General features: G+C 68.2%; 14 protein-coding genes and 1 tRNA gene. 5 read left to right on the forward strand and 10 right to left on the reverse strand.

Features of this window, described 5'->3' with window-relative positions:
- Nucleotides 1–479: 479 nt before the first annotated feature.
- Nucleotides 480–554 (reverse strand) — tRNA-Thr (locus ACWDUA_RS16435).
- Nucleotides 555–559: 5 nt separating this feature from the next.
- Between ACWDUA_RS16435 and ACWDUA_RS16440 the strand changes: the two genes are divergently transcribed.
- From ACWDUA_RS16440 to otsB, 4 genes are all read left to right on the forward strand, one after another.
- The gene (locus tag ACWDUA_RS16440; protein WP_449752068.1) at nt 560–1,963 is read left to right on the forward strand and encodes a threonine/serine ThrE exporter family protein; all 1,404 of its coding nucleotides are present in this window, start codon (nt 560–562) and stop codon (nt 1,961–1,963) included.
- A 153-nt stretch (nt 1,964–2,116) separates the two neighbouring features.
- Nucleotides 2,117–2,278: a hypothetical protein gene (locus tag ACWDUA_RS16445; protein ID WP_169798187.1), complete on the forward strand. Its 162-nt coding sequence runs from the start codon at nt 2,117–2,119 to the stop codon at nt 2,276–2,278.
- Nucleotides 2,279–2,386: 108 nt separating this feature from the next.
- A complete protein-coding gene (locus ACWDUA_RS16450) occupies nt 2,387–3,883 on the forward strand; it encodes an alpha,alpha-trehalose-phosphate synthase (UDP-forming) (RefSeq protein ID WP_449752147.1) in 1,497 nt (498 codons plus the stop codon).
- Complete coding sequence (gene otsB, locus ACWDUA_RS16455; protein WP_449752069.1) at nt 3,880–4,689, forward strand: trehalose-phosphatase; 810 nt, start codon at nt 3,880–3,882, stop codon at nt 4,687–4,689. Before ACWDUA_RS16450 ends, otsB begins: the two co-directional genes overlap by 4 nt.
- Before the next feature lie 38 nt (nt 4,690–4,727).
- On the opposite strand, the gene ACWDUA_RS16460 is transcribed toward otsB, so the two are convergent.
- The 3 genes from ACWDUA_RS16460 to ACWDUA_RS16470 all read right to left on the reverse strand — a co-directional run bounded on the left by ACWDUA_RS16460 (nt 4,728) and on the right by ACWDUA_RS16470 (nt 7,816).
- Nucleotides 4,728–5,825, reverse strand: coding sequence for a zinc-binding metallopeptidase family protein (locus ACWDUA_RS16460; protein WP_449752070.1), 1,098 nt, complete (start codon nt 5,823–5,825; stop codon nt 4,728–4,730).
- A 4-nt stretch (nt 5,826–5,829) separates the two neighbouring features.
- Nucleotides 5,830–6,642: a transglutaminase-like domain-containing protein gene (locus ACWDUA_RS16465; RefSeq protein WP_449752071.1), complete on the reverse strand. Its 813-nt coding sequence runs from the start codon at nt 6,640–6,642 to the stop codon at nt 5,830–5,832.
- 61 nt (nt 6,643–6,703) lie between these two features.
- Nucleotides 6,704–7,816 carry an ROK family protein gene (locus tag ACWDUA_RS16470; RefSeq protein ID WP_449752072.1) on the reverse strand — a complete coding sequence of 371 codons (1,113 nt, stop codon included), beginning with the start codon at nt 7,814–7,816 and terminating at the stop codon, nt 6,704–6,706.
- A gap of 91 nt (nt 7,817–7,907) precedes the next feature.
- Here ACWDUA_RS16470 and ACWDUA_RS16475 point away from each other — a divergent pair, with 91 nt between their 5' ends.
- Complete coding sequence (locus ACWDUA_RS16475) at nt 7,908–8,714, forward strand: SDR family NAD(P)-dependent oxidoreductase (RefSeq protein ID WP_449752073.1); 807 nt, start codon at nt 7,908–7,910, stop codon at nt 8,712–8,714.
- Nucleotides 8,715–8,840: 126 nt separating this feature from the next.
- Here ACWDUA_RS16475 and ACWDUA_RS16480 read toward each other — a convergent pair whose 3' ends face one another.
- From ACWDUA_RS16480 to ACWDUA_RS16505, 6 genes are all read right to left on the reverse strand, one after another.
- Nucleotides 8,841–9,836, reverse strand: a complete 996-nt coding sequence (locus ACWDUA_RS16480) for an AraC family transcriptional regulator (protein ID WP_449752074.1) — start codon at nt 9,834–9,836, stop codon at nt 8,841–8,843.
- A gap of 13 nt (nt 9,837–9,849) precedes the next feature.
- On the reverse strand, nt 9,850–11,622 hold the full coding sequence (locus ACWDUA_RS16485) for a class I adenylate-forming enzyme family protein (RefSeq protein ID WP_449752075.1): 1,773 nt from the start codon (nt 11,620–11,622) through the stop codon (nt 9,850–9,852).
- Nucleotides 11,623–11,745: 123 nt separating this feature from the next.
- Nucleotides 11,746–12,522, reverse strand: coding sequence for an alpha/beta fold hydrolase (locus ACWDUA_RS16490; protein ID WP_449752076.1), 777 nt, complete (start codon nt 12,520–12,522; stop codon nt 11,746–11,748).
- Between the two features lie 4 nt (nt 12,523–12,526).
- Nucleotides 12,527–13,009 carry a DUF3237 domain-containing protein gene (locus tag ACWDUA_RS16495; protein ID WP_449752077.1) on the reverse strand — a complete coding sequence of 161 codons (483 nt, stop codon included), beginning with the start codon at nt 13,007–13,009 and terminating at the stop codon, nt 12,527–12,529.
- Nucleotides 13,010–13,011: 2 nt separating this feature from the next.
- On the reverse strand, nt 13,012–14,547 hold the full coding sequence (locus tag ACWDUA_RS16500; protein WP_449752078.1) for a flavin-containing monooxygenase: 1,536 nt from the start codon (nt 14,545–14,547) through the stop codon (nt 13,012–13,014).
- Nucleotides 14,544–16,076 carry an aldehyde dehydrogenase family protein gene (locus tag ACWDUA_RS16505; protein WP_449752079.1) on the reverse strand — a complete coding sequence of 511 codons (1,533 nt, stop codon included), beginning with the start codon at nt 16,074–16,076 and terminating at the stop codon, nt 14,544–14,546. The genes ACWDUA_RS16500 and ACWDUA_RS16505 overlap by 4 nt, the downstream gene beginning before the upstream one ends.
- Nucleotides 16,077–16,389 lie beyond the last annotated feature (313 nt).

Raw genomic sequence — 16,389 nt, forward strand, 5'->3', positions numbered from 1 at the left:
CTCGGTCCCGGCTCGATCACCGCTGGGATGACACCACCCAACCGATGACCGACCACCAGCGCCCCACAGACCGAACACCCGAAGCAGTCACCCCCCAACCCAAACTCCAGAGATCTCGACACGGGTCCTCGCCCCTCGGGCTCGGTCCCGGCTCGATCACCGCTGGGATGACACCACCCAACCGATGACCGACCACCAGCGCCCCACAGACCGAACACCCGAAGCAGTCACCCCCCCAACCCAAACTCCAGAGATCTCGACACGGGTCCTCGCCCCTCGGGCTCGGTCCCGGCTCGATCATCGTCGGGGGGTGCCACTCAACAGATGACCCGCCGGCCCCGGCTCGACCGTCGGCCATGCGACCGCGTGAGGTCGCGCACGTCTCGGAACATCCGGCCCGGGGCACGTCGTTGGCCTTCCGGACCCCGACCCAGAGACCCCGACCGGACCGCGGAGCCACCGATTCGTGCACAGTGTGTTGGAGCCCCCTGTCGGGATTGAACCGACGACCGCTCGCTTACAAGGCGAGTGCTCTACCACTGAGCTAAGGAGGCATTGCTTGCGCGAGTATATCCGCACGGCGTTGCGGCGCCTCACCGGCACCAGCAAGGCGACCATCGACACGATCGAACCCGGCACCATCCGGATCGCGCCGCGCCGGCCCATCGATCGGTTCGACGTCGCGTCGATCACCGAGGTCCTCGACCTCGCCACCAAGATCGGTGCGGTACTCCTCGATTCGGGGACCGGCGCGATCGACACCGCCGACCAGATCCGGTTCGTCGCGCGCGTCTACGGACTCTCCGATCTCGACGTCGACGTCACCTACAACACGATCGTGGTGAGCGCCCGCCGCGGGCCGACGCTGCCCCCGATCACCGCGATGCAGACGGTGCGCTACCGGTCCCTCGACTTCACCCGCCTCGCCCAGGTCGACCGACTGATCCGCAACATCCGCGACGTGGCGATCGCCCCGTCCACGGCACACCGCATGATCAACAAGATCGTCGACGCCCCACACCCCTACCGGTATGCGGTGGCGACCGCGGCCTGGGGCCTGATGGCGGCGGCCGTCGCCGTCCTGCTCGGCGGTGGTCCGCTGGTGGCAGTGATCGCCTTTGTCACCACCGGTGCCACCGTCACGCTCAACCGGTGGCTCAACCGGTTGGGCACACCGTTGTTCTTCCAGCAGGTCGCCGGCGGATTCATCGCGGTGGTCCCCGCCGCGCTGGTCTTCCAGATCGGTGGCGACCTCGGTGTCACCATCGCACCGTCGCAGGTCATCGCCGCCGGGATCGTGGTGTTGCTGTCGGGGTTGTCGCTGGTCGGCTCGGTGCAGGACGCCATCACCGGAGCCCCGATCACCGGTGTCGCCAGATTCTTCGAACTGTTGCTGATGACGGGCGGCATCATCGCCGGTGTCGGCATGGCGTTGCGGATGCTCGAGGCCTTCGGCATCTACCTGCCCACCATCACCACGTCCACCGAGTTCGCCGCGGTCGAGGTCCCCATCCGGGTGGCCGCCGGCGCGGTCGCCGCGATGGCATTCGCGCTCGCCAGCTACGCCGAACGCCGAGCACTGCCGGTGGCATTCCTGGCCGGTGCGATCGGTGTGGGCGTGGCCGCCGGGGCGACGTTCATCCCGGTGGGCGACGTCATCTCCTCCGGTGTGGCCGCAGTGTGCGTCGGGTTGCTCGGTGGTCTGCTCGCCCGCCGCGCGCTGACCCCACCGCTGGTCGTCGCGGTGGCCGGCATCACCCCGCTGCTCCCCGGGCTCGCCGCCTATCGCGGGCTCTACGGAATTCTCAACGAGCAGACCCTCGAGGGGTTCACCTGGATGGCCAGTGCCCTCGCCATCGGATGCGCGCTCGCCGCCGGCGTCACCCTCGGCGAGTTCGTCGCCCGCAGTCTGCGCACCCCCAGGCTGGTCCCGCCGAACTGGGGCCGGTGGCGTCGCCGGTGAACGCATCACCACCGAACAGGTAGAATGTGGTGTCGCACGACCCGCATCACGGGTCGCCGCGCCTCATGGACGGCTTCGGCCGGCCACGGGCGCGCACCGACATCCGACCGACAGCGTCCGCCCCGCGCCCGGGGCACCGACCGAGGGGACATGATGGCAGCCAAGACCACCGACATCGCCGATGAAGAGCTGAAGCCGGTAGCCGACGAGACCGCCAACTCGGCACGCCGCGTCGTCGCCGCATACGCCACCGACGCCGAGGAATGCCGGATGCTGCTGGCCATGCTGGGGATCGCACCGGGCGAGAACGCCTGAGTCGTGACCTCGGACAGCCGAGCGGTTCCCGAGTCCACCACCCCCGACGCCCCCGCGGCAGAGGACGCCACAGCCGAGGAGGCCACCGCACCCACACCGGGTAGCGGCATCCCCGCCGACGGCGCCGAATTCGTCGTGGTCGCCAACCGGTTGCCGGTCGACAAGGAGGTGGGCCCCGACGGCGAGGTCCACTGGCGACGCAGCCCCGGCGGGCTGGTGACCGCCCTCGAGCCGATCCTCCGCTCCCACACCGGCGCCTGGGTCGGCTGGTCGGGGAACGCCGACTCCGACGACAACCCCGAGGTCGAGGGCATCGGCATCCAGGCGGTACCGCTCTCGTCGCAGGAGATCGCCGAATACTACGAGGGCTTCTCCAACGCGACGCTGTGGCCGCTGTACCACGACGTCATCGTCAAACCCGAATACCACCGCGAATGGTGGAACACCTACGTCGAGGTGAACCGCCGCTTCGCCGAGGCCGCATCCAAGGCCGCCGCCCAGGGCGCGATCGTATGGGTGCAGGACTACCAGCTGCAGCTGGTGCCGAAGATGCTGCGCATGTTGCGACCCGACCTGAAGATCGGGTTCTTCCTGCACATCCCGTTCCCGCCGGTCGAACTGTTCATGCAGAACCCGTGGCGCACCGAGATCGTCGAGGGACTGCTCGGAGCGGACCTGATCGGCTTCCACCTGCCCGGCGGCGCCCAGAACTTCCTCTATCTCGCGCGTCGTCTGGCCGGGCAGGCCACCAGCAAGGGCACCGTCGGGGTACGTTCGCGCTTCGGTGTGGTGCAGGTGGGATTCCGCACCGTACGCGTCGGTGCGTTCCCGATCTCGATCGACTCCGGTGAGCTCGACACCAAGGCCCGCTCCCGCGAGATCCGCAAGCGGGCCGCCGAGATCCGCCGCGAGCTCGGCAACCCGAAGACCGTCATGCTCGGCGTCGACCGTCTCGACTACACCAAGGGCATCGACGTCCGCCTGCGTGCGCTGTCGGAGTTGCTGGCCGAGAAGCGGATCGACGCCGCCGACACCGTGATGGTGCAGCTGGCCACCCCCAGCCGCGAGCGGGTGGAGAGCTACATCCAGATGCGGGCCGGTATCGAGCAACTCGTCGGCAACATCAACGGCACCTACTCCCGGGTCGGCCAGCCGGTGGTGCAGTACCTCCACCGCCCGGTCCCCCGCGACGAGTTGATCGCGTTCTTCGTCGCCGCCGACGTCATGCTGGTGACCCCGCTGCGCGACGGCATGAACCTGGTGGCCAAGGAGTACGTGGCCTGCCGCAGCGATCTCGGCGGCGCGCTGGTGCTGAGCGAATTCACCGGTGCCGCAGCCGAATTGCGGTCGGCATATCAGGCCAACCCGTATGACCTCGACGGCGTGAAGGATGCCATCGAGGCGGCCGTCACGCAGACCCCGCAGGAGGGCCGCCGCCGGATGCGGGCCCTGCGCCGGCAGGTGCTGACCCACGACGTCGCGAAGTGGGCGGCGAGCTTCCTCGACACCCTCACCGAGGCGGCATCCACCGAGTCGGAAGCCGATCGCGGTCTGCACCTGATGAGTCCGCCGGTCGTCGACGACCCCGGGGCGCCGCAGGAATGAGCCCGAACCCCGCCCGCCCGGATCTGATCCCCGCCGATCTGGCCGCCGCCCTCGAGCAGGCGGCCACGGTCTCGGTCCTGCTGGTGGCGTCGGACTTCGACGGCTGCCTGGCCCCCATCGTGTCCCGTCCCGAGGACGCCCGCCCGATCCCCGAGTCACGGACCGCGCTCCTCGACGCCGCCGCGCTCGACCGGACGCCGGTCGCGGTGATCTCCGGCCGGGCCCTGGCCGACCTGGCCCGGTTGTCGGGGCTGGGCGCGTCGGGGATCGCCTTGATCGGCAGCCACGGCAGCGAGTTCGACACCGGATTCCCGCAGGAGATCACCGACGACCACCGCGATCTGCTGTCGCGTGTCGTCGGCGAATTCCATTCCATCGCAGCCGATCACCCGGGTGTGACGGTGGAGACCAAACCGGTCAGCACCGCCCTGCATGTCCGCAATGCCACCGCCGATGACGCCGACGCCGCACTCGCGCGGGCGCGACGGGGTCCGGCGTCGTGGGACGGGGTGGAGGCCACCGAGGGCAAGGCGGTGATCGAGCTCGCCGTCATCGAGACCAGCAAGGGCATCGCCCTCGACCTGCTGCGGGACCGATCCGGCGCCGACGTCGTCCTCTATCTCGGCGACGACGTCACCGACGAGAAGGCGTTTGCGCATCTGCGGCCCGACACCGACATCAGCGTCAAGGTGGGCACCGGAAGCACCTTGGCGCAGTACCGGATCGACGATCCGCAGGCGGTCGCGGCAGTACTGACGTACGTCGCAGCCCGCCGCGCCGAGGCCCTCCGCACCCGTTCGGCCTGACCCGACACCCCGGCCGGGATGTCAGGTCCACGGGCGCGTCACACCACCAGCGGATCGGTGACCGGTACGCGGGCCGCGCTCTCCCGGATCACCCGGTGCACGAACCCGAGTTTGCGCACCACCGGACGGGGGATCTCGAACGGATAGAGCGGTCGGCGACCCATCGCCTGGTTCACGCGATTGAACATGGTGGACAACCACTTCCAGTCGTACAGAAGGCGTTCCACCGGCTGGTCCGCGTAGGACTCCAACGGGACGATGTCACGGTCCATCGCGAACCGCACCTGGTCCTTCTCCAGCATCAGGCCGGATTCGCGTGCGGTGTCGATGGTCCCGGTGATGTGCAGGTAGTGGGCGAAGCACTCGGCGAAGTCCTCCCACGGATGCATCGTCGCGTACTCGGAGATGAACGATTCGTGCCAGTCCACCGGCGGCCCCTGCCGGTAGTGCCGGTCGAGGGCGTCGGCATAGCTCGCGCGCTCGTCACCGAAGATCTGTCGACACTTCTGCAGGTATATGTCGGTACCGTCGCCGGTCTCGACCAACACGTGCTCGTAATAGTGGCCCACCTCGTGCCGGAAGTGGCCGAGCATCGTGCGGTACGGCTCACCGAGCTGCACCCGCAGGCGTTCGCGGTAGGCGTCGAGCGTCTCGGCGAGGTCGAGGGTGATCACGCCGTTCGCGTGACCGATGATCACGCGATCCCGCGACGACAGACTCGACAACAGATCGAAGGCCAGCCCGCCCTCGGTGCGCCAGTGCGGCTCCACCGGCAGGCCCAGGTCGACGAGTTGATAGACCAGCAGCCGTAGATCCGCCAGTGTGGGCGGGATCTTTTCCATCGCGATGGTGTCGGACCGGTCGGGCAGCCTGCGGACCAGGGCGTCGGCGAAGCACAGCCCGCGCATGCCGGCGTCGGCGTCGGTGTACTCCGACGGCGTCATCCAGTTGCAGCCGAATCGCTCCCAGTTGGAGCAGCGTTCCCACCGCCTCCCGTCGATCTCGACCCCCTCTTCGGAGGCGACGACGAGCGAGCGGCTCGGTAGGTGAACCCCCACGGTGGTCTCACAGTTGGGGCAGGTCTGGTTGATGAAGCCCGACAGGGCATTGCAGATGGGACACGTCAGTGCGCGCACCCGTTCAGCCTAGGTGAACCCACCGGTGATGGTCGTCGGTGGGCAGGATTCCGTGCACCGCCGCGTCCACCCGGTAGGAGTCCAGGGAGATCGCGCCGCCGTGGTTGTCGAGGAATGCGGTGTCGGCGGCGTCGCGTCCGGTGGCGATCCGCACCATCGTCTGTCGCGGTGCGAGCCGGGTCGCGTCGACCACCACCCACTCGTCGTCGATGAGCGCCTCGGCGACGGCGTGGAAGTCCATCGGCGAACATCCCGGCGCGTACACCGCCACCAGCCGGGCCGGAATGGTCAGCGCCCGCAACAGCGCGATCACCAGATGGGCATAGTCCCGGCACACCCCGGCCCCGGCGAGCAGCGTGTCGGCCGCCCCGTCGATGGGGTCGCTGGCCCCGGGCACGTACCGTAGCCGCCGGGTGACGAAATCGGTGACCTGCGTGAGGAGTTCCCGCGGTGGCAGACCCGCGTCGAACTGGCCCGCGGCGAAACCGAAGAAAGTATCAGATTCGGCATATCGACTGGGCCGCAGGTAGATCGAGCGGTCGGTGGCCCGCACCGAGACGGGCTCGGCCGGGGTGGTCACCGATGCACGGTAGTCGATGGCGAGCCACCCGGCGTCGAGGGTCAGCCGATGGATGCGGCCACCGTGGTCGTCGACGATCTCGGTCGGCGTGATCGATGTTCCGTCCACGGTGATCTCGAGGGTCTCGGTCATGGTCAGACCGGGCAGATGCGCGACCGCGATCTGCATCTCGAGCTCGGTGGGCGCCTGCACGGTGACGTCGAGGTGCGCGCTCACCTCACGTGTGGGAGTCGACATGGCGTTCACCGTAGGCGCCGACCGCGCGACCGGCGAACGCGGGGCGAACGCGTCGGGGCGATCAGGTCATCGCCCCGATCGGGTCGGCGTAGATCACACTGAGCGCCACCACGATCGCTGCGCTCTCCTGCACCGCGTGGCCGAACCGCGACGGGGTCAGCTCCAACGGCCAGCCCGCACGGGACGCGGCGTCGAAGGCTGCCTGCACGGGCGCGAGCCCCTGCGGATGGGCGGCGAATGCGTCGCCGGCGACGATCACCGTGTCGGGATTGAACGCGTCCCGGAATCCGGCGACCACCTCCCCGAGGATGCGGGCCCGCTCGTCGGAGATGCACGATGCGTCCGGGGACACCCCGAGCCGCTCGGCGGCCCGGGCGGCGGCGGCGACGCCGATCACCCCCTGCAACGTCGCGGGACCCGGACCGAGCACCGGGGCGTCGACCCGCACGTGCGCGATGGTGCCCGCACCCCGGGCCGGGACGACCACCCGACCGTTGACCGTGACGGCCATACCGGTGGTTTCGCGCGCATAGAAGAAAAGTCCGGACTCGTCGGTGCTGCGGGGTGAACCGAGCAGCAATTCGGCCGCCGCCATCGCCTGCACGTGCTCACACACCGACACCGGGACACCGAGCGTCTCGGCCAGCCTCTCACCCAGCGGCACCTTGCGCCAGCCGAGGACCGGATGGTCGACGACGCCGGTCGCGGTGTCGACCCGACCACCCAGCGCCACCCCGCCCCAGAGCAGCCGACGGCCGGAGAACCGGTCGGCGAGTGTGCGCAGCTGGGCGCACAACGCGTCCACCGCGGCGTCCGGCGGACCGTCAGGGGTGCGGACGGCATGGCTGTAGAGGGTGCGTCCGCCCAGGTCGGCCAGGGCGAGCAGGGTGCGGCGGGCACCGATGTGCATACCCGCCACGCACAGGCCGTCGCGGTCGAGGGTGAGCGGGTTCTTGGGTCGGCCGATCCCGCCGTGATGCACCAGGTCGCGTCGCTCGGTGACGAAGCCGAGGTCGGCGAGGGCGACGATCTGACGGTTGATCGTCGCCGGGGAGAGCTTCGTGTCCGCGGCGATCGTGTCACGGGTGATGGGCGCGCCGACCCGAATCGCCTGCAGCACCAACGCCGCCGGGGTCGAGGTGACCTGAAGCGTCGCCGGGACCACTGCCTGCATGCGACGAATGTATCAGCGAGTCCGGGTGTCCCGTCCCCGGCGAACGTGCGTCCGACCGGTGCCCTGGCCACGGGCCGTAAACTCTGAGACCATGACCGATCCCGACGCCGCCTTGTCCGCCGCTGCCTCGTCCGCCGCTGCCTCGTCCGCACCGTCCTCCTCCGACACCCGTCCGGTCGCCGTGGTGACCGGGGCCAGTTCCGGGATCGGCGCCGCCACCGCCCGCACGCTCGCCGGGCAGGGATACCACGTCGTCCTCGGCGCCCGCCGGGTCGACCGGGTCGAGGCCCTCGCCGCCGAGATCGGTGGCACCGGAAGGCAACTCGACGTCACCGACGAGGATTCGGTGGCCGCATTCGTCGACGGCCTGGATAGGGTGTCGGTGCTGGTCAACAATGCCGGCGGCGCCAAGGGACTCGATCCGGTGGCCACCGCCGATCTCGACGACTGGCGCTGGATGTGGGAGACCAACGTGCTCGGCACCCTGCGGGTGACCAAGGCCCTGCTGCCCGCGCTGGAGGCGTCAGGGGACGGCCTGATCGTGACCATCACCTCCATCGCCGCGCTCGAGGCCTACGACAACGGCGGCGGCTACACCTCGGCCAAGCACGCACAGGGCGTGCTGCACCGCACGCTGCGATTCGAGCTGCTGGGCAAGCCGATCCGGCTCACCGAGATCGCCCCGGGCATGGTCGAGACCGACTTCTCGCTGGTGCGCTTCGACGGCGACCAGGAACGTGCCGACGCGGTGTACCAGGGCCTGACGCCGATGGTCGCCGACGACGTTGCCGAGGTGATCGGCTTCGTCGCATCCCGGCCACCGCATGTGAACCTCGACCTGATCGTGCTCAAGCCGCGCGATCAGGCCAGCGCGCGCCGCAACATCAAGACCGGATAGCCGTCGCGGACCACGGTCGGCCCGGGTGAGGAGACCGACACCCGGGCCGGTGGACATCTGCGCCTTCGGTCCGCCCGCAGCTCCCCGGACGGCCCGATGCGCGCTCGTTCCCGTTCGGGTCACCGCTCAGGAGAGCCGCGTCCGGCTGTCTCGCGCATGCGATCCCTTGACCTCACTCGGCGTCGTGCCGAATCGCGTACGGAATGACCGCGTGAAATGTGCAGCCGTGCGAAAGCCGCAGAGACGCGCGACCTCGGAGACCAGGATGGACGGTTCGCGCGAGAGCACTCGGTGCGCCTCGTCCAACCGGCGATCAAGGACGGTACGCGACACGGTCTGCCCGGCCTCGGCAAAGGCCGCCTGGAGTGTGCGGAGTGAGACCCCTTGAGCCGCCGCGATTCTCGACGGATCGAGTTCGCCGTAGAGGTGCTTGTCGATCCACTCCGTCGTGGTTGCGACCAGGCTCGGCCCGGCCAGGGAGACCCGATCCGGGTGTGGCCAGAGCACCAGCCGGACGAGGCTGGTCAGCGCTTCGGCCGCACCACGACGCTGCGTGGGCGTCATGTGGTGCAGATCGGTCAGCAGCGTGCCTAGATAGCCGGTGAACAGGCGGAGTCCGGGAGCCGAGGGCGCACACGGCGCAGGCACACCCCGGTCGAGTTCGAGCAGACGTCTCCGGGGAACGACCACCGCCAGCTTGTGTACCTGGGCAAGGACATCGATCTCGGCATCTCGGCAACTGTCCCAGACCGCCACTCCCCCCGGTCCCACGACCGACGGCGCCGGGCCCTGCGTGTGCAGCACGGCACCCCGTTGCACGAAGACGACAACGGCCCGACCGGACTCGGCGTCCTGGTGCCGAAGGCGCGCTCGCCACGGGTCGGCAACAGACCGCACGATGGTGAGGTCGTGACAGTTGAAGGTCGCCACCTGGATCTCACCGGACCCCGACCGACGCCGCGAGAACTCCAGTGGAACATAGGTTTCCGATACGACTTCGGCAAGGGATGGCACGGCACCCCCACCACCGCGACGAAGGTTGTTGCTCTGATGTCTGACCTCGCCGGCAGCCTGCGCCGCGTCGGCGGCACCGCCGGTGGACAGGGGGCCGACTTCGCTCATATTCTAATAGATATTAGATGATCGGTGGAACGTTTCCCACCCTTTCGACCGATTCCCGGGAGACCAGCTCGACGAGCCTGAACTTCTGGACCTTACCGGTGGCCGTGGTCGGCAGGTGATCGGGTTCGAGGAACACCACACGCTTGGGCACTTTGAACCGCGCCAGATGCTCCTTGGCGTGTGCGATCACGGTCTGGGCGGTGAGCGCATCGCCATCCGGCCCCGGGGCACGGACCACCACGGCGCAGCCGATCTCACCCCACCGATCGTCGACGACGCCGACGGCGAAGATCTGACTGATGCCGGGATGGGCACCCAGTACCTCCTCGACCTCCTTCGGCATCACCAATTCGCCACCGGACTTGTAGACCTCCTTGCTCCGGCCGGTCAGGACGAGGTAACCGTCCGCGCGGACTCGGCCGAGGTCCCCGGATTGGAGCCAGGTCGTCCCGGTGGCCGGTTCGGTGATCAGCGCTCCCTCGCTCTCCTCGGGCTTGGCGTAGTAGCCCACCATCGTGGTCGGACCGGACGAGGAGAGCTCTCCGACCGCCCCCGCAGGCAGGACCTCACCTGTCGCCGGATCGACGGTGCGATACACGCAGAGGGTGTGCTCGTGACCGATACCGGCGGAGCCGGCCATCTTGGGTCGGCCGACCGTGGTCGAGGTCAGCATCAGGCCGTCCTCGGGGAGCGTCAGGGTCATCGCGCCGCCACACTCGGTCATGCCGTAGCCGGTGACGATCTCACTCACCCCGAACTCGCGCTCGACCTGCTCCCACAGCCACACCGGCGCAGGTGCCGAACCGCACAGGATCGCCGTCAGACTCGAGAGGTCGGTCTCCAGTCGTCTGGGACTCTCGACGAGTGCGACGGCCATCGTCGGAACGACGAGCATGTCGGTGGCCCGGTGCGTCTCGATCGCCTCGAGGTACCCCTCGGCACTGAACGACGGGAGCATGATCACCGCGCCACCGACATAGGTCGCCGACAGCAACCCCTCGATGTATCCGAACATGTGGTAACACGGAAGCGAGAAGAGGATTCGACGACCATCCTCGTAGGCGCGGGTCAGCGCCGACGCGTAGCCGGTTCGCAGCACCGCGTCGTGTGTGACCTGAACCCCCTTGGGCGAGCCGGTGCTCCCCGAGGTGTAGAGCAGATCCGACACATCGTCGGGACCGTGCCCGGCGTCCGCGGACGCGCCCGCGTTGGCCGCACCCATCTCGGCGAGCACGCGACCGGTGAGGGCGACCTGTCGCGGTGGATCGTCGGGCCGCCCGACGAGCACGACGTGACGCAGCGTATCCGGGGCATCGCCGCCGACGGCGGCGCGCTCGGCGAATCCCGACGCGTCCCACCCGGGCACGATCGTGTCGAGCATCCCTGCGTGGTCGAGTCCGGCGAACCCGGTGGTGGTGATCAACACCTTGCATGCGGACTGCGCCAACACGTACCGCAGTTCGTCGGTGCGGTACAGGAAGTTGAACGGGATGGCCACCGCCCCGGTGCGGGCGATCGCGAACTTGAGGGTGACGAACTCTGCGTGGTTGGCCATCAGCAGTCCGACGCGGTCCCCCTTGCCGACACCCAGGGCCACCAGACCGTCGGCCAGCCGACGGGACTCCGAGACGACCTCGGCGTAGGTGAGGACACGCTCGTCGGTGACGACGAGGTCTCTGTCGGGGTACTGCTCGGCGCAGGCGTCGAGCCAGCCGTCGAGGGTGCGCGGGGACCAGGTGGGGAACCGCTTCTGCAGCGCCTCGCGGCGCTCGGCGATGGTGTTCACATTTCTTCCTTGCTCCCGGGAGAAGATCGATTGTTGCGGCGGTTGCGTCGACAACCCGCCGACGCGGTGTCCGTCGTGGCCGCATCCGGCCAGAGCGGCGGGGGCTCGGTCTCGGCGGGCGTCTCATTCTCGGCAGGCGGCACGCATCAACTCGGCCGCGCGCGCGGGGTCGTCGCGAAAAGGGACGTGCCCGCATCCCCCGAGCCGCCGGACTCGGGCGTTCGGCAGTCTGCGGCCAGCTCGCCACGACTGCCACACCGGCAGGACGAGATCCCTTGAGCCCCAGAGGATCGTGACCGGGGTGTCGACGATCTCCTGCTGGTCGGGTGCCGCGTAGCCCCCCATCGCGGCGATCGCCTGGTCGAATCCGCTGCTGCCCAGGATCGAATCGACGTCCTGCAGGCACTCCCGGGAGTCGGCGCGCCACGGTTTGCCGTAGATGACCCCGAACAGCAGCACGCGAAGCGACCGATGTTCCATCCACCGGGGCAGCGGACCTCGAACCAATGGCAACCCGGCGCGCATCGCCTTCAGGAGAAGCCTGCAGTAGGTCCGTTCTGCACCCGACCAGAAGCCGATCGGCGAGACCGCTGTCACCGAGCGGACGGCTCCTCTTCGGCCCAGCTCGAGCGCGATTCCGCCACCGAGCGAGTTCCCCGCAACGTGCGGTCGGTGCACGCCCGACTCGACGAAGAACCTCTCCACCTGATCGGCGAAACCCGAAATCGTCTGCTCACCCGAGACATCGGCCGATCGGCCGAATCCGGGCAGATCCAGGGCGATCACGTCGAAGTCCTGCGACAGGTCGTCGAAGACGGGATCCCAGGCCGCCTGGGAACTCCCGAGGGGATGCAAGAGAACGAGCGGCTCCCCGGCGCCGGCTCGACGATGGAACAGCATCCGGTCAACCCACCCGGTGCACGTTGTAGGTGACGCTCGGTCCTGGTTCCCCGGCCAACCAGTGCGCCTTTCCTTCCGACACGAACAGCGCGTGGTCGACCCACGCGTAACGCTCATCACCGGTGGCGATCCGAACCGCACTGCGGAAGTACTGGTCGCCGAAATCGGTTGCACCCTCACCGCCGAGCACTGCGCCGAAGGCGGCGTTGATCTCGATCAGCCCCGAATAGGTCACGAGCAACGACGCACCATCGTCGGTCTCGATACCCAGCCGCACGTCTGTCAGGCCCCAGCCGTCCGAGGTGACCGTCAGCCAGTCACCCCCGCCGCGCAGCACGGTACCGTTCAGTCTGTCCCCCTCGGCGCGGCCTCCGAGTACCTCGATGTAGAGCCGGGTTCCCTGCGCGGTGGAACCGAAATCCACTGGTGCCGAGAGCTTTGCGTCGAAGGTGAATTCCGGGATGAGGTGCAGTGCCGATGGTGTCATGGTCAGATCTCCTGCTTGCGACGATGAGTGGAATGGGTATCTGTGGACGGCGAATCCGTGGCGACGTCTGCGGCGTCGTCCGGCTGCAGCTCGAAGTCGTCGAGGTCGGGGTGGTCGAGGTGGTCGATCCATCGACGCTTGCTGAACGGCCACAGCACGGGCGTGCCGTCGTCGCCGACGTACCAGCTGCTACACAGTGACCAGGTGGTGCCGCCGAAAGCGCCACCGACCTCCTCGTACCAGCGGTCGGTCGCCTCTCGGGTCGGAGCGATCGAGGCCACGTCGCGGCGCCTCATCTCCGTGATCGCCTTCGTGATGTATCCGGCCTGGCCCTCCATGCTCGCGTGCAAGCCGACATGGGTGACGGGAAAGTTCGGCCCCAGCATCATGAACATGTTGGGGAAACCAGGGATCATCATCGTTCCGTAGTTGAGCGGTCGTGCCGCCCAGACATCGCCGAGCGAGAGCCCGTCCTGCCCGGTGATCTCCATGGGGCGCATGTAGGCGTGCGAGTCGAACCCGGTGGCCAGCACGATCACATCGACCGGATGGTCGACGCCGTCCTCCGTCCGGATCGACGTCGGGGTCACCTCGGCGATTCTCGACGTCTCGACCGTCACGTCCGGATGCTGCACGGCCGGGTAGAACTTGGTCGTCATCACCGGTCGGCGACACATGATCGGCTCATCGGGGGTGAGCTTCCGACGCAGATCAGGGTCCTTCACCCGAGCCAGATTCCGACGACACAACCAGCCGAAGATCTTGTTCTCCACCGAGTTCGGCTTCATCATCCCGCGCCCGAGAATTCTGGAGAAGCTGGCCAGCGAGACGCTCCGAACCCCTCGGGCAAACACCGGCCACCGACGTAACGCGGCGAGCACCGGACCCGGGATCGTGAAGTCGGGCAGGGGGAACATCCACTGCGGGGTCCGCTGGAACATGGTCAGGTGCTCCACCTCGCCGGCCAGCGCCGCGACGACCTGTACTCCCGAGGACCCGCTACCGAGGACGGCAACCCGCTTGTCGCCCAGATCCACGTCGTCGTTCCACCGCGCGGTGTGCATGACCGGTCCGGCGAAGTCGTCCAGACCGGATATCTCCGGATACTTGGGGTGATGCAGGAAGCCGGTGGCATGGACGACGATCCGGTGCTCATGCCGTTCCCCCGACCCCGTCAGCAGAGACCACCGGTCACCGAGCCACTCGGCGTCGACGATCTCGCTACCCAGGGACAGGTGCTCACCGAGACCGTGAGCGTCGAACACCCTTTGGTGATAGTCCCGGAGTGCAGACCCCGGCGCCAGGAGCCGGTCGGAGTGCACGTCGACGGCGAACGAGTAGGTGTACCCGATGGCCGGGACATCGCATGCCAGGCCCGGGTAGGTGTTGTACCGCCAGGTGCCACCGATGGCGTCGGACTTCTCGTAGATACGAAACGGAATACCCTCCTGTTGGAGCCTGATGGCCATTGCCGTTCCGGACAACCCGGCACCGACGATCGCCACCGGGCTCACATCCCGGGACCCGGGCGCGCTCATGCGCTCGCCACCTGCGCGTCGGCAACGGGCGTCGACAGCAGGATGGCGAAGATGTGCTCGTCCACCGACTCTCCGAGTCCGACATGCAGATGTTGTTGCTCCACAAAGGAACTCAGGGGATCGGGACCGAGCTCCCGTCCGGACCCACTCTGCTTGAATCCGCCGAACGGCAGCATCGGATGCAGCAGGTGCCAGTCGTTCACCCATACCGTGCCCGCCCGCAGGCGCCGCGCAACATCGGCTCCGTGCTCGAGGTCTCCCGCCCAGACTCCCGCCGACAGCCCGTACGCGGTGTCGTTGGCGATGGCGACGGCCTGCTCCTCGTCATCGTAGGGGATGACGATCAGCACCGGCCCGAACACCTCCTCGCGGGCGATGGTCATCTGATTGTCCACGCCTGCAATGACAGTCGGCTCCACCCAGAACCCACCGGAGAACCCGTCGATCTCGGCCGTACCGCCGCCGGCGACCACCTGCGCTCCCTGATCGACCGCGGACTCGACGTAGTCGAGGATCCGGTCGCGCTGACGCTCGGAGATGACGGGTCCGACATCTGTGGCCGGGTCCGCAGGATCGCCGAGTCGCAGCGTGGAGACCCTGGCGCACAACCTGTCGACGATCTCCTGCTCGCGATGACGAGGCACGAGCAGGCGGGTACCGGATACACAGATCTGACCCGAGTAGAGCATCGACGCGAACAGCGATCCGTCTGCGATCAGGTCGAGATCGGCATCATCGAGGGCGACCATGGGCGCCTTCCCACCCAATTCGAGCGTCAGATTCTTGATGCTCGCGGAGGCGTCGGACATGATCTGCCGGCCCACCGCCGTCGATCCGGTGAAGGTGATCTTGGCGACGTCCGGATGCGTGGTGAGGTAGGCACCGACCTCGGCTCCGTCGCCGGTGATCACATTCAGCACACCTGCGGGAACACCGCACTCGACCGCGATCCGGGCGAGCCGTAGAACTGTCAGCGGCGCCCGCTCGTCCACCTTGACGACCACCGTGCAGCCTGCCCCCAGGGCCGGGAACACCTTCCAGATACTCAGCAGGAGTGGAAAATTCCAGGGGATGATGGCGGCGACGACACCCACCGGAACACTTCGCTGTCGGTGCGCCGACGGCGTCGGCAGCGCCGGGACCTCCACCTCACGGTCAGGGACGAACGCAGCGACCTGCTGCGCGACCGCAGCGGCGTGGGCGGCGGCCATCCCCACGTGGAATCCCTGGGTTTGCCGTATGGTCGCGCCGTTGGCCAGGGACTCGAGCTCGCAGAGCGCGGGTGTCTCCTCGGCCAGACGGGCGGCGATCTCGCCCAGAATCGCCGCACGCTCCGGGCAGGTGAGACTCGACCACGTCCCCGTCTCGAACTCTCGTGTGGCGGCCGCGACGGCATCGGCCGCGTCGGCGACCCCGCCGCGTGCCACGGTGGCGGCGACCCCACCTGTGGCGGGGTTGCGAATCTCGTAGTGGGCCGCGGTATCCCGTGGTTCTCCATCGATGAACATGCTGAAGTGCTGATCGGACATGAGCTGGACGTCGTTCCTTCCGGTCTGGCGCGGGGTTTCTCCCCAACCACCACATGGCTGTGATCTGCACCAAACCAACGACCAGGTGTGACTTCCAGCATTCTGCGCGCACAGGCAAGGGGATGCGTGAATCGGCAATCCCTCGGCCACCGCAGAGCCCGAGCAGCAACCCGACCGATCCGCCGAAGGACACCGAAAGGCAAGGTCTGCGGTCGAGTTCTGGTGGCGATACCGAACGACGAACACCCCATCCGTGGTCGGATGGGGTGTTCGTCGTTCGGTGGCACCGGGTCCACCGCCGATGCGCCCGACC

The sequence above is a fragment of the Gordonia sp. NPDC003376 genome (assembly GCF_053589235.1).